The organism is Pseudomonas sp. C5pp, assembly GCF_000814065.1.
GTDB lineage: Bacteria > Pseudomonadota > Gammaproteobacteria > Pseudomonadales > Pseudomonadaceae > Aquipseudomonas > Aquipseudomonas asiatica.
The window spans coordinates 76,551-94,088 of record NZ_JWLN01000019.1; the positions used below are offsets into that span (position 1 = coordinate 76,551).

General features: G+C 64.8%; 19 protein-coding genes. 11 read left to right on the forward strand and 8 right to left on the reverse strand.

The window, feature by feature from the left end; all coding sequences use genetic code 11:
• Positions 1-22: 22 nt before the first annotated feature.
• The gene (locus tag RR51_RS16810; protein WP_003256286.1) at positions 23-343 is read right to left on the reverse strand and encodes a DUF883 family protein; all 321 of its coding nucleotides are present in this window, start codon (positions 341-343) and stop codon (positions 23-25) included.
• A 129-nt stretch (positions 344-472) separates the two neighbouring features.
• Between RR51_RS16810 and RR51_RS16815 the strand changes: the two genes are divergently transcribed.
• A complete protein-coding gene (locus RR51_RS16815) occupies positions 473-736 on the forward strand; it encodes a hypothetical protein (RefSeq protein WP_003256287.1) in 264 nt (87 codons plus the stop codon).
• 18 nt (positions 737-754) lie between these two features.
• Here RR51_RS16815 and RR51_RS16820 read toward each other — a convergent pair whose 3' ends face one another.
• Positions 755-1,237 (reverse strand): LEA type 2 family protein, encoded by a 483-nt coding sequence (locus tag RR51_RS16820; protein WP_039614155.1) that lies wholly within the window; start codon positions 1,235-1,237, stop codon positions 755-757.
• Between the two features lie 135 nt (positions 1,238-1,372).
• On the opposite strand from RR51_RS16820, the gene RR51_RS16825 reads away from it, so the two are divergent.
• The gene (locus RR51_RS16825) at positions 1,373-2,494 is read left to right on the forward strand and encodes a sigma-70 family RNA polymerase sigma factor (RefSeq protein WP_039614156.1); all 1,122 of its coding nucleotides are present in this window, start codon (positions 1,373-1,375) and stop codon (positions 2,492-2,494) included.
• 226 nt (positions 2,495-2,720) lie between these two features.
• Positions 2,721-5,147, forward strand: coding sequence for a TonB-dependent receptor (locus tag RR51_RS16830; protein WP_039614157.1), 2,427 nt, complete (start codon positions 2,721-2,723; stop codon positions 5,145-5,147).
• A gap of 196 nt (positions 5,148-5,343) precedes the next feature.
• Here RR51_RS16830 and RR51_RS16835 read toward each other — a convergent pair whose 3' ends face one another.
• Positions 5,344-6,234: a LysR family transcriptional regulator gene (locus RR51_RS16835; RefSeq protein WP_023661939.1), complete on the reverse strand. Its 891-nt coding sequence runs from the start codon at positions 6,232-6,234 to the stop codon at positions 5,344-5,346.
• Positions 6,235-6,336: 102 nt separating this feature from the next.
• On the opposite strand from RR51_RS16835, the gene RR51_RS16840 reads away from it, so the two are divergent.
• The 6 genes from RR51_RS16840 to RR51_RS16865 all read left to right on the forward strand — a co-directional run bounded on the left by RR51_RS16840 (position 6,337) and on the right by RR51_RS16865 (position 12,012).
• On the forward strand, positions 6,337-7,416 hold the full coding sequence (locus RR51_RS16840) for an extracellular solute-binding protein (protein ID WP_039614158.1): 1,080 nt from the start codon (positions 6,337-6,339) through the stop codon (positions 7,414-7,416).
• Between the two features lie 25 nt (positions 7,417-7,441).
• Positions 7,442-8,407, forward strand: coding sequence for an agmatinase (gene speB / locus RR51_RS16845; RefSeq protein ID WP_039614159.1), 966 nt, complete (start codon positions 7,442-7,444; stop codon positions 8,405-8,407).
• Between the two features lie 208 nt (positions 8,408-8,615).
• Positions 8,616-8,933 carry a hypothetical protein gene (locus tag RR51_RS16850; RefSeq protein ID WP_003256290.1) on the forward strand — a complete coding sequence of 106 codons (318 nt, stop codon included), beginning with the start codon at positions 8,616-8,618 and terminating at the stop codon, positions 8,931-8,933.
• Positions 8,934-8,956: 23 nt separating this feature from the next.
• Positions 8,957-10,105 carry a PQQ-dependent sugar dehydrogenase gene (locus tag RR51_RS16855; RefSeq protein ID WP_039614160.1) on the forward strand — a complete coding sequence of 383 codons (1,149 nt, stop codon included), beginning with the start codon at positions 8,957-8,959 and terminating at the stop codon, positions 10,103-10,105.
• Between the two features lie 204 nt (positions 10,106-10,309).
• Positions 10,310-11,416, forward strand: coding sequence for a cell division protein ZapE (gene zapE, locus RR51_RS16860; RefSeq protein WP_039614161.1), 1,107 nt, complete (start codon positions 10,310-10,312; stop codon positions 11,414-11,416).
• Between the two features lie 14 nt (positions 11,417-11,430).
• On the forward strand, positions 11,431-12,012 hold the full coding sequence (locus RR51_RS16865; protein ID WP_039614162.1) for a DinB family protein: 582 nt from the start codon (positions 11,431-11,433) through the stop codon (positions 12,010-12,012).
• Between the two features lie 120 nt (positions 12,013-12,132).
• Here the strand turns inward: RR51_RS16865 and RR51_RS16870 are convergent, their stop codons facing one another.
• The 4 genes from RR51_RS16870 to RR51_RS30545 all read right to left on the reverse strand — a co-directional run bounded on the left by RR51_RS16870 (position 12,133) and on the right by RR51_RS30545 (position 14,251).
• The gene (locus RR51_RS16870) at positions 12,133-13,131 is read right to left on the reverse strand and encodes an alpha/beta fold hydrolase (RefSeq protein ID WP_039614163.1); all 999 of its coding nucleotides are present in this window, start codon (positions 13,129-13,131) and stop codon (positions 12,133-12,135) included.
• A 75-nt stretch (positions 13,132-13,206) separates the two neighbouring features.
• Positions 13,207-13,644: a YqaA family protein gene (locus tag RR51_RS16875; protein WP_039614164.1), complete on the reverse strand. Its 438-nt coding sequence runs from the start codon at positions 13,642-13,644 to the stop codon at positions 13,207-13,209.
• Positions 13,644-14,075 (reverse strand): DUF411 domain-containing protein, encoded by a 432-nt coding sequence (locus RR51_RS16880; protein WP_039614165.1) that lies wholly within the window; start codon positions 14,073-14,075, stop codon positions 13,644-13,646. The genes RR51_RS16875 and RR51_RS16880 overlap by 1 nt, the downstream gene beginning before the upstream one ends.
• An 11-nt stretch (positions 14,076-14,086) precedes the next feature.
• Positions 14,087-14,251, reverse strand: a complete 165-nt coding sequence (locus RR51_RS30545; protein WP_236693274.1) for a copper resistance protein B — start codon at positions 14,249-14,251, stop codon at positions 14,087-14,089.
• A 90-nt stretch (positions 14,252-14,341) separates the two neighbouring features.
• Between RR51_RS30545 and RR51_RS16885 the strand changes: the two genes are divergently transcribed.
• Positions 14,342-14,992 carry a hypothetical protein gene (locus RR51_RS16885; RefSeq protein WP_039614180.1) on the forward strand — a complete coding sequence of 217 codons (651 nt, stop codon included), beginning with the start codon at positions 14,342-14,344 and terminating at the stop codon, positions 14,990-14,992.
• Between the two features lie 9 nt (positions 14,993-15,001).
• Here the strand turns inward: RR51_RS16885 and trhP are convergent, their stop codons facing one another.
• Positions 15,002-16,321, reverse strand: coding sequence for a prephenate-dependent tRNA uridine(34) hydroxylase TrhP (gene trhP / locus RR51_RS16890; RefSeq protein WP_039614166.1), 1,320 nt, complete (start codon positions 16,319-16,321; stop codon positions 15,002-15,004).
• Between the two features lie 133 nt (positions 16,322-16,454).
• On the opposite strand from trhP, the gene RR51_RS16895 reads away from it, so the two are divergent.
• The gene (locus RR51_RS16895) at positions 16,455-17,519 is read left to right on the forward strand and encodes an AI-2E family transporter (protein WP_039614167.1); all 1,065 of its coding nucleotides are present in this window, start codon (positions 16,455-16,457) and stop codon (positions 17,517-17,519) included.
• The last annotated feature ends 19 nt before the right edge of the window (positions 17,520-17,538 follow it).

A 17,538-nucleotide genomic window follows, 5' to 3' on the forward strand; every position in this document is an offset into this window, starting at 1 on the left:
TTCGCACCAGGCGGCCCAGGGGTCAGTGACGGCGGCCCAGCAGCAGGCCGACCACCAGCCCGAGGCCAGCGGAAATGGCCACGGTCTGCCACGGGTGGCCACCGATATAGTCCTGGGTAGCGTCCATCACCGGTTGCGCCTTGCTGCGTACCTTGTCGGCGGCATTGCGCGCCTGGCGTAGCTTGAGGCTTACCTGCGCGCGCAGGGTTTCCGCCTCGTCACCCACCAGGGCGGCGCTGTCGTTCAGCAGTTTTTCCGACTCTTCGATCAGCGCCTGCAGTTCGCTGAATACCTGGTCCTTGATCTGATCGCTGTCGGTCAGCGGGGCGTTTTTCCGGGCCATGAACTCGTCCTCGTCGATGGTGTGGCTTGAACAATGGATGCCGGCGCGTCGGGAAAGTTGCGGCGGCTTTGGGCTGTTGCAGTACCTGGGTGTAAGATAGCGGCCATTTTCAAACCTGCAGGTACCTTCATGAGTTTCAATCTGGCCAACATGAGCTTTGAGGAACGGGCGCAGATCGAGGCAGAGAAGGCCCGGCTGTTCGAGCTGTGGCAGAACAACCTGGGCAAGGCCAAGGGCGAAGCGGCACGGTTGATCGCCGAGAAACCACGGCGCAAAGGCAAATGGGCCGAGTGGGTGCGCGCCGAGCTGGATGGCATGTCGCCGCCCGAATACGCCAACATGGTGCGCAGCGAAGTCAACAAGCTGATGGCCGCAGCCAGCGCCAGCCGCTGATCACACCCCGCCAGGCGCCTACCAGTAGGCGCCCTTGGGCAGGTCCAGCTTGCCCTCGTCGGTAAAGCGCACGGTCCCCAGCAGCCCGCCGGCCAGCTTGCCGCGCAGCACATAGGGCAGGCCTTGCAGCGCGTCCACCTGGCCCAGCCCATAGGCCTGGCGCAGGAAGGAAAACGCCGTGATGCTCACCGGCACCACGATCACCGCTTCGCCATAACGGCCGATGTGCCCCTGCTGGTCGCTCACCCCGGCAGCCAGCGGCTGGCCGTTCACCTCCAGGTTCAGGGCGATGCCGTTGTAGTCGATCGGCGCCTCGTTGGGGTTTTGTACCCGCATCTTCACCGCCATGCGCAGTTCCAGCTCCTGCCCGGGCAGCGGCTCGATACCGATCACGCTGATATTGACCGGGTCGCGTGCCTGGAACAGCGCACAGGCCCCCAGGCCGCAGGCCAGCAGCAGGACCAGGAAAAGGCGGGCGTAGCGGTGCAGACGGGCAGCCATGGGGTGCGACCTTGCCAGAGTGGGCGAATGGGCAGTGTGGCAAATACGCGTCGGCGTTGAAAGTCTCCGCCCAGATGAAAGATACTGTTTCTCATTAACGCCCGATAACTTCTCCTACTGGCCGTTTCCGAACCCATGCTGACTTCTCCCGCGCCGGGCCTGCTGGCAAGCTTCCAGGAGCACTACGACGACCTGCTTCAGTTCCTGACCCGGCGCATGAGTGACCGTCAGCGCGCTGCCGATGTCGCGCAGGAAACCTACCTGAAGCTGGTGAACATCGACCAGCAGGCGGTGCCGGTGCTGCACGCGCGCAGTTTCATCTTCCGCGTGGCCGGCAACCTGGCGATCGATGCCTTGCGCCGCGAGCAGCGCATTGCCGCCAGCCACGACGACAGCGAGCGCGCAGGTGAGGTCGCCTGCCCGGCGCCGGCCCCGGAGGCGGCCTTGCTGGCCCGGGAGCGCTTGCAGATCCTCGACCAGGCGCTGCTGCAGCTGTCCGACAATGCCCGCCAGGCGCTGTTGCTCAACCGCGTGGACGGCCTGACCCAGGCACAGATCGCGCAGCGCCTGGGGGTTTCCGAAAGCATGGTGGCGAAATACATCGGCCAGGCCCTGCGCCATTGCCGCCAGTGGCTCAAACAGGCGGGGGTGGCTGCTGCACTGGTGTTGGCCGTTGGCGTGGCGGGTTGGCAGAAGGCGCCAATGCTGCTGGCGGATTACCACACCGGGGTAGGTGAGCGACAGGTGATTACTTTGGCAGATGGCACGCGGGTGACGCTGAACAGTGCCACAGCCCTGAGCGTGGTGTTCAGCGACCGTGAGCGGCGGGTGGTGCTGGAATCTGGTGAGGCCTTGTTCGAGACCGCCGATGATTCACGGCCCTTTGTGGTCGACACGGCCGGCGAGCGGGTGCAGGGGAGTGCGGCCACCTTCAGCGTGCGTCGCGATGGCCGCGTGGTATTGGCCCATGGCGAAGCCAAGGTTGGCGAACATGAATTGGCAGTAGCGGCCGATGCCGGCACGCAGATGGCCTGGCAGCGCGGCAAGCTGATCTTCAACGGCAAGCCGCTGGGGCAGGTGCTGGCGGAGCTCGAGCGTTACCGGCATGGGCGGATCGTGTTGTCCGATAGCAAGCTGGCGGCGATGCAGGTCAGCGGGGTGTTCGACCTCGATGAGCCGGAGGCCCTGTTGCGGACCCTTGAGCAGCGCTATGGGCTGAAGGTGACCTACCTGCCGTGGTTGGCCGTGGTTCATTGATTCGCCTGTGCCGGCCTCTTCGCGGCTGAAGCCGCTCCCACAGGTACTGCACAGGTCTGGAAGGCTGTGGAGATCCCTGTAGGAGCGGCTTTAGCCGCGAAGAGGCCGGCACAGGAAAAATTTTTTATCTTGCACTGCAAGTTCCTGCAAGCCAGATCGTCGTAGTGGGACTGATCAGCAACCAATTCTCATTTACGACTTGTCAGGAAGCTCATTCGTGCCTCTGATGCTCAAGCCCTTGCACCGCCGCCGCGGTCCGCTTCACCATGCCCTGATGTCCTGCAGTGCCCTGGCCATGCTGGTCGGCCCGCTGCAGGCGTTTGCCTCGACCGCCACCGAACAGGCCCAGACTCAGGCCCGCCAGGTCCAGCTCGACCTGCCGGCCCAGCCGCTGGACCACGCCCTGACCACGTTCGCCGACCAGGCCGGCCTGCACCTGCTGTACACCACCGGCGACGTCGCCGGCCAGGCCAGCCCGGCCTTGCAGGGCAGCTACAGCATCGAGCAGGCGCTGCAGCAACTGCTGGCCGGCAGCGGCATGAGCTGGCACTTCAGCGATGCCCGCACGGTGACCCTGCGCAAGGCCGACGCTGTGCCGCAGGCGGTCAATCTCAAGCCGATCGAGGTCAGCGTGGCCTCGCGCACCAGCACCGCGATCAGTGAAATCCCCGGCACCGTGTGGGTGGTCGACCAGCAGCAGTTGCGCGAGCAGATCGACAGCGGCGTCAGCCTGAAGGAAGCCATCGGCAAGCTGGTGCCAGGCCTCGACCTGGCGCCGGAAGGCCGTACCAACTACGGCCAGAACATGCGCGGGCGCAATGTGCTGGTGATGATCGACGGGGTCAGCCAGAACAGCTCGCGCGGCCTGTCACGCCAGTTCGACAGCATTTCGCCGTTCAACGTCGAGCGCGTCGAAGTGCTGTCTGGCGCCAGTGCCATCTACGGTGGTGGCGCCACCGGCGGCATCATCAACATCGTGACCAAGAAGGGCGAACCCGGCCCGGCGCGTTTCGAGACCCAGCTCGGTGCCAGCAGCGGCTTCAACAACAGCGACGACCTGGCCACCCGCTTCGCCCAGTCGATCAGTGGCGGCAACGAACGGTTCAACGCCCGCCTGGGGGTTTCCGGCGAGCAGAACGAAGCCTTCTACGACGGCGCCGGCGACCAGATCTTCATCGACAACACCCAGACCGACCTGCAATACAACCGCACCATCGACGTGCTCGGCACCTTGGGGATGCAACTGAACGACCAGCAGAGCCTCGACCTGCTGGCCCAGTACTATGACTCGGGCAACCACGGCAGCACCGGCATTTACTTCCCTAACCTGAACTACAACGCCCCATCCGACCTGGAAGACGCCGAGCTGCGCAGTGGCTACTCGTCGGACCTGGAGCCGCGCACCCGGCGCCTGCTGCTGAACGCCAACTACCACCACACCGACGTGCTTGGGCAGGACTTCTACCTGCAGGCCTCGTACCGCAAGGAAGACGACAACTTCTACCCGTTCCCGTACTACAACCGCGCCACGCCCACCGGCTCGCGCGGGGTGTACTTCGCCGCCTCGCAGCAGAACTTCGAAGTCACCAGCCTCAAGGGCCTGTTCGCCAAGCAGTGGGACGCGCTGAAGCTGACCTACGGCGTCGACCTGGACCGCGAGCGCTTCAACGCCGAGCAGACCACCTTCAACGCCCAGACGTCGTCCGAGTCGGGTGGCCTGGAGCTGGATAAGGAAAGCAAGGCCGCGCGCTACCCCAGCTACCGGGTCGATGGCGTGTCGGTGTACGCGCAGCTGGACTGGCATGCCACCGATAACCTGACCCTGTCCGGCGGCGCCCGGCGCCAGCAGATGGATGTGGACGTCAGCGACTTCAAGGGTGTGCCGGGTGGCAGCAACGATTACCAGGTCAACCTGTTCAACGTCGGTGCCATCTACGACTTCAAGAATGGCCACCAGGTATGGACCAACTACGGCGAAGGCTTCGACCTGCCCGACCCGGCCAAGTACTACGGCAAGCCCGGGCTGAGCGTGGCCGACAACCCGCTGGCCGGCATCAAGAGCCGCCAGGTGGAACTGGGCTGGCGCTATGCCGACCTGGACTGGGATGCCCAGGCGGCGTTGTACTACATCTGGTCGGACAAGATCATCAACGTCGACTCGCAGACGCTGACCATCAATGTGGAAGACCAGAAAAGCCGCGACTTTGGTTTTGAGGGCGCGCTGACCCGGCACTTCCAGACCGGCTGGGAAGCCGGTGGCACCCTGCACCTGACCCGCTCCGAGGAGGAGGATGTCGATGGCGGCTGGATCAAGCGCGATGCCCGCTATGCCTCGTTGTCCAAGGCTACCGCGTTCGTCGGCTGGAAGGGCGATGGCCGCAGTGCGCGGCTACAGGCCAACCATGCCTTCAGCCTGAAGGACGATGCCGACCACGAGATCGACGGCTACACCACCTTCGACCTGCTGGGCAGCCAGGATACCGGCTTCGGCACCTTCAGCGCCGGCATCCAGAACCTGCTGGACAAGCAATACAGCACGGTCTGGGGGCAGCGTGCGACGCTGTTCTACTCGCCGACCTACGGGCCGGCTTACCTGTATGACTACCAAGGGCGCGGGCGTACCTACACGCTGACCTGGAGCATGGCTTACTGAGCCTGCACGGTTCTGTGGGAGCGGCCTTGTGTCCCGAAAGGGGTGCGAAGCGCCCCCAGGATTTCGGCTCTGCAGCACATATTACTGGGGCCGCTTTGCGGCCCTTTCGCGACACAAGGCCGCTCCTACAGAGACCGCACATGCCGGAGGAAGTCGCGGTCCCTGTGGGAGCGGGTTTACCCGCGAAGAGGCCAGGTCAGGCAAACGACGCCAGCAAATCCTGCGCAAACGCCTGCTGTGCCTCGCCAACCGCTTGCGCCCGGTGCCTGGCCAGGGTAAACGGCACCACAAAGTCCAGCCCCGGGTCCAGCGCCCACAACAGCCCCTCAGCCTCCCAAGCTTGCGCACAATGGCATGGCAGATAGCCAATATGCCGCCCCGACAGAATGAACGTCAGCACGCTCTCGATCTGCTCCGCCACCGCCATGCTGCGCTGGCTCTGGAACGGCTCGCCGCCCTTGAGAAACCGGTACGGATGGCGCACCTGGTCCATCGCCAGCAACCGCTCCCGGCCAACACCAGCCTCACCGAACAGCACATGGCCCTTGCCGCAATACAGCCGTTGCCGCTCCTGGAACAGCGGCTGGTAGTCGAAGGCTGCCTGGTTGCCGGAAAAGTAGCTGATGGCGTAATCCAGCCGCTGCTCCAGCAACAAGCGCTCCAGCTCTGCCGGTGGCGCACTGATCAGTTCCAGCTGCACCGCCTCCTCGCGCCTGCGAAACGCCGCAATGGCCGCCGCCAGCTTCAGGCTCACCGCCTTGTCCTGGCTCTCCGCCATGCCTATGCGCACGGTCCCCAGCAGCCGCCCGGCAACGCCATTGGCCTGCTGGCGAAACTGTTCGATGTTCAGCAATAGCCCACGGGCGGCGTCCAGCAACAACGCGCCCTTTTCCGTCAGGTGAAAGCCACCTTTGCCGCGGCTGCACAAGCGGTAGCCCAGCCGCGCTTCCAGCTGCGCCATGCGCTGGCTGATGGTGGGCTGGCTCAGGCCCAGCACGCCTTGCGCGGCGCTGAAACCACCGGCCTCGACTACAGTGACGAACAGCCGCAGCAGGTGCAGGTCGGGGTCGTGCACTTGTCCGAGCATTACATTGCTCCTGATGAATGTCAGCTTTGCAAACTTGCCATTCCTGCAATGTAACCCGGCTGGCATGCTCGCGGCATCCACCCATTTGCCGAGGTGTTCGCCATGCGTCGATCGTTGTGCCTGCTGTCCCTGGTCCTGGCCTTGCCGCTGCAGGCCGAAGAAAAGGTCGTCAACCTCTACAGCTGGGCCGACTATGTCGCCCCGCAAACCCTCCAGCGCTTCGAGCAGGAAACCGGCTACAAGGTGCGCTACGACACCTTCGACACCACCGAAGTGCTGGAAACCAAGCTGCTGACCGGTGGTAGCGGCTATGACGTGGTGGTGCCGTCGTCAACCGTACTGGCCCGGGCGCTCAAGGCAAATGCCCTGCAGCCGTTCGATCCCCAGGCCATGCCCGGCTATGCCAACCTCGACAAGGACCTGCTGGCCAAGCTCGCAGAGGCCGACCCCGGCAACCGCCATGCCGTGCCCTACACCTGGGGCACCCTGGGTCTGGGAGTGAATGTGGAAGCGGTGCGCCAGCGCCTGGGTGATGTACCGCTGGACAGCCTCGACCTGCTGTTCAAGCCCGAGTACGCCAGCCGGTTGAAGGACTGCGGCATCGCCATGCCCGACTCGCCCCAGGAGGTGATCGGCGTGGCCCTGAACTACCTAGGCAAGGACCCTTACAGCCAGGACAAGGACGACCTGGCCGCCGCGCAGAACCTGCTGAGCCAGCTGCAGCCGTCGATCAGCTACGTCGCCAATGGCCGGCAGATCAGCGACCTGGCCAACGGCAGTGTGTGCCTGGCGCTGACCTACAACGGCGATGCGGCGATGGCCGCCGACCAGGCGCGTCGCGCTGGCAAACCGTTCGAGCTGATCTACCGCATCCCCCGCGAAGGCACGCTGGTGTGGCAGGACAACCTGGTCATTCCCAAGGACGCTCCGCACCCCGAGGCCGCGCGGGCGTTCATCGCCTTCATGCTCAAGCCCGAGTCGGTGGCCGCACTGACCAACACGCTGTTCTTCGCCAACGCCAACCAGGCGGCCACGCCGCTGGTGGACGAAGCAGTGCGCAACGACCCGGACATCTACCCGTCGGCCGCAGTGCGCCAGCGCCTGTATGCCGACCGCAGCATGGCCCTGGCCGACCTGCGCCAGCGCAACCGCCTGTGGACCGCGTTCCGCAGCCGCCAGTAACCGATAACGACAAAGGAACCCGACCGTGGAGCAAGCCGCAAACAACGACCAGGCCATGACCCGCGACAGCCTGTATGGCACCGCTGCGGAAAGTACCTACGCCGGCATTACCAGTTTCTCTCGCCGCCGCTACAGCCGCGACCTGCGTGGTGTCGATGTGGTGGTCAGTGGTGTGCCGTTCGATACTGCCACCAGCAACCGCCCCGGTGCGCGCTTCGGCCCGCGGGCGATCCGCGCCGCCTCGGTGCAGCAGGCCTGGGCCCGGCACTGGCCGTGGGCGTTCGACCCGTTCGACCACCTGGCGGTGATCGACTATGGCGATTGCGCCTTCGACAGCGGCACCCCGCAGTCGGTACCGGACAGTATCGAGGCCCATGCCACGCATATTCTGGAAGCAGGCTGCGCCATGCTCACCCTGGGTGGCGACCACTTCATCAGCTACCCGCTGCTCAAGGCCCATGCCCGCCGCCATGGCCCGCTGGCGCTGATCCACTTCGATGCGCACAGCGACACCTGGCCGGACGAGGAAGGCAAGCGCATCGACCACGGCACCATGTTCTGGCATGCCGCCCGCGAAGGCCTGGTGGACCCGGCCAGCTCGGTGCAGATCGGCCTGCGCACCACCAATGACGACAGCCAGGGCTTTGCCATCCTCGACGCCCGCCAGGTGCACCGGCAGGGCACCGAGGCGGTGATTGCGGCGATTCGCCAGCGGGTGGGCGAGCGGCCGGTTTACCTTACTTTCGATATCGACTGCCTCGATCCGGCCTATGCGCCCGGTACCGGCACGCCGGTGTGCGGCGGGCTGAGCACGGTGCAGGCGCTGGAGATCCTTGGCGGGCTGCGTGGCATCAACCTGGTGGGCATGGACCTGGTGGAGGTGGCGCCCGCCTATGACCATGCCGACATCACCGCGCTGGCCGGGGCGACTCTGGCGATGGAAATGCTGTGCCTGTATGCGGCGCGGCACAAGGTGGACAAGGCTCAGTAACCTGGGGCCGCTTTGCGGCCCATTCGCAGCACAAGGCTGCTCCTACAGGGAGCGGCCTTGTGTCGCGATGGGCTGCAAAGCAGCCCTTAAGGCCCATACTGAAACATCAGGAATCATCTCCACCCGCATTCACACTTTTGCCGCGAACCCTTCGCGCCTTAGGCTATCAAACCCACCAGGCGCGGCATTTTCGTACAGGAGGTGAAGCATGACCCCGACCTTGCCCATCCTGGCCCTCGGCCTGGTGCTGTGCCTGCCCGCGCAAGCGGCCCCCGAGCCGCCCTTGCAACTCGCCGCCGGCAACAACAACCCCTACAACAGCCCGATCCAGCGCGCCAACCCCAACAGCCGCCAGGGCAGCATGCCGGCCACGCCTCCCGTGCGCGGCCCGTCCACCGACCCGTACCAGCGCACGCCCACCCTGGACAACCGCGGCATCGGCAATGGCGACAACCTGCGCCGCCAGCAACAAACCCCGAACCTGGAGCCCAGCCGACCACCGCGCGACAACCCGCGCGCGCCATGAGCGCCCTACGAAAGGAATCCTGCATGCTTCGAGCACCCTGGCTTGTAACCCTGACCGCCGCCGCACTCCTGCCCCTGCTGGCGCAGGCGGCGGCCGAACAGCAGTTCCGCAGTGAAGAAGGCACCTTGACCGTCAGCACCCTGGCCGATGGCCTGCGCAACCCTTGGGCCCTGGCGTTCCTGCCGGGCGGCAAGGACATGCTGGTCACCGAGCGTGCCGGCAACTTGCGGGTGGTCAATGCCGAAGGCAAGGTCGGCCCGCCGATCAGCGATGTACCCAAGGTCTGGGCCGAGGGCCAGGGCGGCTTGCTGGATGTGGTGCTGTCGCCGGAGTTCGCCAAGGACCGCACCGTCTACCTGTCCTACGCCGAAGAGGGCAGTGACGGCAAGGCCGGTACGGCGGTCGGCCGTGGCCAGTTGTCCCAGGACCGCGCCCGGCTGGAAAACTTCAACGTCATCTTCCGCCAGCAGCCCAAACTGTCGGAGGGCAACCACTTTGGCTCGCGCCTGGTGTTCGACCGCGACGGCTACCTGTTCATCGCCCTCGGTGAAAACAACCAGCGCCCTACTGCCCAGGACCTGGACAAGCTGCAAGGCAAGATCGTGCGTATCTTGCCGGACGGCGAAGTGCCCAGGGACAACCCCTTCGTCGGCAAGGACAATGTGCGGCCGGAGATCTGGTCGTTCGGCCACCGCAACCAGCAAGGCGCCGCACTCAACCCCTGGACCGGCAAGCTGTGGACCCACGAGCATGGCCCGCGCGGCGGCGACGAGATCAACATTCCCGAACCCGGCAAGAACTATGGCTGGCCGATTGCGACCCACGGCATCAACTACTCGCTGCTGCCGATCCCCGAGGCCAAGGGCAAGCATGTACAGGGTATGGTCGACCCGCACCATGTATGGGAGAAGTCGCCGGGGATCAGCGGCATGGCGTTCTACGACAGCCCTAGGTTCAAGGCCTGGGACCACAACCTGTTCATTGGCGCGCTGGCTACCCAGGAGCTGATCCGCCTGCAACTGGATGGCGACAAGGTGGTGCATGAAGAGCGTTTGCTGGGTGAGCTGAAGGCGCGTATCCGCGATGTACGGGTGGGGCCGGATGGCTACCTGTATGTGCTGACCGATGACAAGGACGGCGCGCTGCTCAAGGTAGGCCTGGGCGACGCCTGATCACCACTGTTGTACGCGGCCCCTGTGGGAGCGGGCGTGTCGAGGCGTCGAACCGCCGCGAAGCAGGCGCCGCGGTGGATGGCACGGGCTTCGCCCGTGTTCGCGGGCACGCCCGCTCCCACAGGGATCGCGGCAGCCTTTTGAATTTGGGCAAGACCGTTGTTCCTACAAGGTCCGCGGTGTGTCAGCCGTGTAGAATGCCGCATGGCTATCGATCCCCATTCCCTCTACCAGCAGGCCCTGACCACCCAGGGCTATGTCGCCGACCCCGCCCAGGCCCGCGCCGTCGAGGCGTTGCAGGCCTGTTTCCAGGCCGTCGAACAGGGCCGCCCCACCCAGGGTATCTACCTCTGGGGCCCGGTCGGCCGCGGCAAGACCTGGCTGATGGACCAGTTCCACCGCTGCCTGCGGGTGCCCAGCCGGCGCCAGCACTTCCATCACTTCATGGCCTGGGTCCACCAACGCCTGTTCCAGCTCAACGGCACCGCCGACCCGCTGCTGGCGCTGGCCGGGGAACTGGCCGGGCAGATTCGCGTGCTGTGCTTCGACGAGCTGTTCGTCAACGACATCGGTGACGCGATCATCCTCGGCCGCCTGTTCCAGGTACTGTTCGACCAAGGCGTGGTGATCGTCGCCACCTCCAACCAGCCACCCGAGCAGCTGTACCGCGACGGCTTCAACCGCGAGCGTTTCCTGCCGGCCATCGCCGCCATCCAGCGGCACATGCAGGTGCTGCCGGTAGCCGGCGAGCAGGACCACCGCCTGCACCCCGGCGCCGAGCGCCAGCGTTACTGGGTGGCGCAAGCGGGGCAGGCCAGCCAGCTGGGCGAGGTGTTCCGCCAGCTCAGTCCCGGCGACGCAGGCCACGATCAGCCCTTGGCGATCGGCTCCCGGCAGGTGCAGGTGGTGCGGCGCAGCGCGCAGGCCATCTGGTGCCGTTTCACCGACCTGTGCGAACAGCCGCTGGCGGCCATGGAGTTCATGGCCCTGTGCGACCGGTTCCCGGCCATCCTGGTGTCGGGCATTCCGGCGCTGGGGGGTGAACAGCGGGCCGGGCGCATTGCCCGGGGTACCGAGGATGCTGCGGCGCGGGTGGCAGCGGGCGACCGCGAGCTGCCGGCGCTGTCGCCCAAGGACGACGCGGTGCGCCGCTTCATAGCCCTGGTCGACGAATGCTACGACCGCCGGGTGGCGTTGTACCTGGAGGCACAGGTGCCGCTGGATGCCCTCTACACTCAAGGGTATCTGGCGTTCCCGTACCAACGGACCCTGAGCCGGCTACGGGAGATGCAACTGCAACGCTTCGCCTGAAAAGGAGCCGAACCATGGAGCCGCTGTCGCATCATCTGCTGACCCAGGCCTACAACAATGGCTGGGCCAACCACCGTCTGTACAAGGCCTGCCTGCAACTGACCCAGGACGAATTCGTCGCCCCCCGCTGCAGTTTTTTCCCCTCGATAAAAGCCACCCTCAACCACCTGCTGACGGTGGACTGGTTCTACCTGCACATGCTCGAGTGCGAGCAGCGTGGCGAGCAGCCCGACGCCGACGGCGAGCGCTTCTTCGACCCGGAACAGCCGTTTGCTACCTGTACTGACCTGCATGCCGAACAGGCCCAGGCCGATCACCGGCTGATCGCCTATTGCCGGGGCCTGCGCGATGGTGAGCTGGGGCGCTATGTGAGCATCGTGCGCCCCGAGCGGGTGCAGCGCGAACAACGGCTGCGGTTGTTGGCGCACCTGTTCGAGCACCAGATACATCATCGTGGGCAGGTGCATGCGATGCTCAGTGATACGGCAGTGAGGCCGCCGCAGCTGGATGAGTTTTTCTGCGAGGAAGAGGCGGGGTTGCGGGCGGCGGACTTTGCCGAGCTGGGCTGGACCGAGGAGCAGGTCTGGAAAGTGTAGGGGGCTGCTTTGCAGCCCTTCGCGGGCTCGCCCGCTCCCACAGGTACTGCACAGGTTTTGGCACTACCCGTGGGAGCGGGCGAGCCCGCGAAGGACCGCAAAGCGGCCCCCAAATTAGATCTAGCGCCCTAACCACTCGACCAGCGTACGGTTGAACCGCACCGGCTCCTCGATCTGCGGCGCATGCCCCATGCCTTCAAAGGTAATCAGCTCACCCTTGGGGATCAGCTTGGCCACCTGCGGCCCCAGCACTGCATATTTGCCCAGCTTCGCTTTCACCTCCGGCGGCGCGATATCACTGCCGATGGCTGTGGTGTCCTGGTCACCGATCAGCAGCAGGGTGGGCATCTGCAGGTCCTTGAACTCGTGGTACACCGGCTGGGTGAAGATCATGTCGTAGATCAGCGCCGAGTTCCACGCCACTGCTTCATGCCCCGGCCCCTTGTTCAGGCCCACCAGCATCTGCACCCAGCGCTCGTACTCCGGCTTCCAGCGCCCGGCGTAGTAGGTCTTGCGCTCATACTCGCGCACGCCTTCGGCATCCAGTTTGAGTTCGCGCGCATACCACTGGTCCACCGTTCGGTAGGGGACGCCCAGGGCTTTCCAGTCTTCCAGCCCGATGGGGTTGACCATCGCCAGGCGCTCCACCTGCTGCGGATACATCAGCGCATAGCGGGTGGCGAGCATGCCGCCGGTGGAGTGGCCGAGCACGATGCTTTGCTTCACGCCCAGCTGTTCGAGCAAGGCATGGGTATTGCTCGCCAGTTGCTGGAAGCTGTACTGGTAGTAGGCTGGCTTGCTGGAGCTGCAGAAGCCGACCTGGTCGGGGGCGATGACCCGGTAGCCAGCCTTGCTCAGGGCATCGATGGTGGTTTCCCAGGTGGCGGCGCAGAAGTTCTTGCCATGCATCAGCACCACGCTGTGGCCGTTGGCCTGGCCCTGGGCGGGCACGTCCATGTAGCCCATCTGCAGGGCCTGACCCTGGGACTTGAAGTCGAAATGCTTGAGCGGATGCGGGTAGCTGAAGCCTTCCAACTGAGGACCGTAGGTGGGCGATTCGGCGGCGATGGCCGAACTGCCGGCGAGGCAGGCCAAGGCCAGGGCAGTTGCGCGCAGCATAGGGGCACTCCGTGTAGGGCCATGTAGGAAGGGGCGACTGTAGCAGTCAGTGGACCACGCGGAACGTGAAAGGTGTTACCAGGCGTGAAACCAGCCCAGGGTAATCATCGCCAGCACCCCATAGCGGCCGGCCTTGGCCAGGGTCACCAGCAGCAGGAAGCGCCAGAACGGCTCACGCATGATGCCGGCGATCAGTGTAAGCGGGTCGCCGATCACCGGCATCCAGCTGAGCAGCAGCGACCATTGCCCCCAGCGCTGGTAGCGCTGTTGCGCACGCTCCAGTTGAGCAGGGTTGAACGGGAACCAGCGCTTGTCACGCAGGTGCTCGATGGCCCGCCCCAGCACCCAGTTGACCACCGAGCCCAGCACATTGCCCAGGGTCGCCACCAGCAGCAGGGTGGCCCAGGCCTCGGGCTGGCGCAGCAAAAGGCCGACCAGCACGGCCTCCGATTGCAGCGGTAGCAGGGTAGCGGCGCCGAAGGCGCTGAGGAACAGCGCCCACAGGCTGAGCATCAGTAGTTGGCGACCACGGTGTCCTTGCCGTCCTGGGTCACGCCGATGACCTGGTAGGCATCCTTGTGGTCACCCATTTCCATGCCGGGCGAGCCCATGGGCATGCCCGGCACGGCCAGGCCCTTGAGGTCGTTGCGCTTGGCCAACAGGCGCACCTGCTCGGCCGGTACGTGGCCTTCGACGAACTTGCCGTCGATCACCCCGGTATGGCACGACGCCAGGCGTGGCGCCACGCCCAGGCGTTGCTTCACCTCGCTCATGTTCGGCTCGACATGGTCGTTGACGGTGAAGCCGTTGTCGCGCAGGTGGCTGATCCAGGCCTTGCAGCAGCCACAGTTGGGGTCGCGGTAGACGTCGATGGTCTCGGCAGCCTGGGCCAGGCCGGTGATGGCCAGCAGGCCCAGGGGCAGCAGGTGTTTACGCAGCTTCATGACGCACTCCTTCAAAAACGTGGGCGGATACCGGCGACCAGGCCTGTGCCTTGCTCGCGCCCGGTGGCGTTGCGGCCCCAGGGGCGGTCCGGTATCCAGCGGTAGGCCAGCAGCATAGCGTAAGCGGCTTCCAGGCGCAGCGCGGCCTGTTGCTGTTCGCCAACCTTGTTGGGCAAGCAGCCTAACTGCCCGGTAATGGTTCCGGATGCCGGCCTGTCATCACGCTGGCTAACATGCGGCACACCTATCTGAGAGCCTACTGGATCATGACGCTACCACTGGACTGCCTGTTGTACTCCAAGACCAATTTGATCGGCATCGGACCAAACCTGTCCGAAGAGGAACGCATGGACGTGCAAACGTTGCTGGACCATGCCGATGAGTTCGCAAGCCGCTTTCTCGACCGGGACGAGCTATGGAAAAGCTGGCTCGACCGCTTCCGCAATCGCCTGGAGAAACATGGTTGCGTAAGGACGGCCGCCCTGGAGTTACCGCCCCAGGTCATCAGGGGCCATGACGATTTCGATATCAGGCTCGAGCCCATCGGCACAGGCAGCACACCGACGCTGTTGGCCCAACTGGCGCGCGCATCCATGCAGGAACTGCGAATCAGTGCACACGCCAGCAAGTTCCTGCAGTCTGGTTGGCAGAACGACGTCGCCTCATCGTTTCTGATCACACCCTGCCATAAGGATGAGGAGGGCCAGATCCATCTGGCGGTCTACTCGTTTCGTTTCAACGGCACTGTGGAGATGCGCGACTTCGGATTCTGGAGCGAGACCCAGCGTGACATCGTCGTGTGGAACACCGGCACTGTTTATCGTTTTGACGTGGAACGTTTTGCCGGTTTCCGTCAGCAGATTCGTAAAGAGTTGGGCGACCGACGGCTTGGTGCCGTTACCAGGATTGACCTCTAGCCACCTCGCTCAAGCTGGCAGGTCACGCATCAACAGGCCATAGGCCAACGGCACCTGCTCGGGAACAGGAAGGTAGATGGTGTGGCCATCGCCTGGAGCGACCTGAAGCGGTTGCTGCTGGCCGTTGCTCATGTGCTCGAGATCGAAGTGGTAGTTGCCGCGCGGGGTCATCAGTTCCAGGTGGTCGCCCACGGCGAAGCGATTCTTCACCTTGACCTCGGCCAGGCCGTCGACGCGTGCCCCGGTCAGCTCGCCGACGAACTGCTGGCGCTCGGACACCGAGTTACCGCGCTGGTAGTTCTGGTATTCGTCGTGCACATGGCGGCGCAAAAAGCCTTCGGTGTAACCGCGTTGGGCCAGGGATTCGAGGTTGTCCATCAGCGAGCGGTCGAATGGTCGCCCGGCCACCGCATCGTCGATCGCCTGGCGGTACGACTGCACGGCGCGGGCGCAGTAGAAGTGCGATTTGGTACGGCCTTCGATCTTCAGCGAGTGCACGCCCATGGCGGCCAGGCGCCCGACGTGCTGTATGGCTCGCAGGTCCTTGGCATTCATGATGTAGGTACCGTGCTCGTCTTCGAACGCCGGCATTTCGGTGCCGGGGCGGTTGCTTTCCTGCAGCAGGAATACCTGCTCGGTCGGTGCCCCCAGACCCAGGGTCGGCTGCACTTCGCGCACGATGTCGCCGGTGGCGTTCTCGGTGGCCGGTGTGGCGTCGTACTTCCAGCGGCAGGCGTTGGTGCAGGTGCCCTGGTTGGCATCGCGCTTGTTGAGGTAACCCGACAGCAGGCAACGGCCGGAGTAGGCCATGCACAGGGCACCGTGGACAAACACCTCCAGCTCCATGCCCGGCACCTGCTGGCGGATTTCCTCGATCTCTTCGAGCGACAGTTCGCGCGACAGGATTACCCGGCTCAGGCCCAGTTGCTGCCAGAATTGCACGCTGGCCCAGTTGACCGTGTTGGCCTGCACCGACAGGTGCACCGGCATCTGCGGAAAATGCTGGCGTACCAGCATGATCAGGCCTGGGTCGGACATGATCAGCGCGTCCGGTGCCATCTCGATCACCGGCGCCAGATCCTTGAGGAAGGTCTTGAGCTTGGCATTGTGCGGGGCAATGTTGACCACCACGTAGAAGCGTTTGCCCAAGGCATGCGCCTCCTGGATGCCCAGGGCCAGGTTGGCATGGTCGAACTCGTTGTTGCGCACCCGCAAGCTGTAGCGTGGCTGGCCGGCGTAGACCGCGTCGGCGCCATAGGCGAAGGCGTAGCGCATGGTCTTGAGGGTGCCGGCGGGGGCCAGCAGTTCGGGCTTGGCGATAGGGGTCATGTGCGCACCGGAGCAAAAGGCGCGGATGCTAGGGCTGGCAGAGACGGCGCGTATTGATTTGCATCAAGGAAATGGCGGCACTTTTGCCAGGGCGCGGTGCACTAATAACGCATAAGCCATGCGAGGACCCGCGATGAACCAGACCGCCCTGCAGAACAAAGCCCTGGCAGTACTGCTGGCGCTGGTGACCATTGCCTTCATCTGGATCCTGCTGCCGTACTACGGTGCTATCTTCTGGGCGGTGATACTCGGCATCCTGTTCGCCCCGCTGCAGCGCCACCTGCTGCTGCGTTTCGGCCGAAGGCGCAACCTGGCTGCGGCGGCCACCTTGCTGGTGTGCCTGCTGGTGGCGATCCTGCCGGTGATCATCACCAGTGCGCTGCTGGTGCAGGAGGGAGCCGCCCTGTACCAGCGCATCGAGCACGGGGAGCTGGATATTGCCGGTTATGTCGAACGCGGCAAGGAGATGCTTCCGGCGTTTGCCCAGCAGGGCCTGGACAGCATGGGCATGGGCAACCTCGACGGGCTACGCGACAAGATCAGCAAGTGGGCCACCCAGGGCAGCCAGGTGCTGGCCAGCCAGGCGTTCAACTTTGGGCAGGGCACGTTCGAGTTCGTGATCAGCTTCGGCATCATGATGTACCTGTTGTTCTTCTTCCTGCGCGAAGGCGCGGAAGTCGCCCGCCAGGTGCGTCTGGCAGTGCCGCTGCCCGAACACCAGAAGCGCCGTTTGCAACTGAAGTTCAACCGTGTGGTGCGGGCGACGGTAAAAGGCAACGTGCTGGTGGCCATTACCCAGGGGGCGCTGGGCGGTTTCATTTTCTGGATGCTGGATATCCCGAGTGCGCTGGTATGGGCGGTGCTGATGGCGTTTCTGTCGCTGTTGCCGGCGGTGGGGGCGGGGATCGTGTGGGCACCGGTGGCGGCGTATTTCCTGCTGACCGGTGCGATTTTGTCGGGGGTGATACTGACCGCGTTCGGTGTGCTGGTGATCGGCCTGGTGGACAACTTGTTGCGGCCGATCCTGGTGGGCAAGGACACGCGCATGCCGGACTACCTGATTCTGGTGTCGACGCTGGGCGGGCTGGCGGTATTCGGGCTTAACGGCTTCGTGATCGGGCCGTTGATCGCGGCGCTGTTCGTGTCGAGCTGGGCGATCTTCGCGGCAACCAAACCCCGGGTGCAGTTGCCGGAGTAGGGGCGGGCCGTGGGCAAGC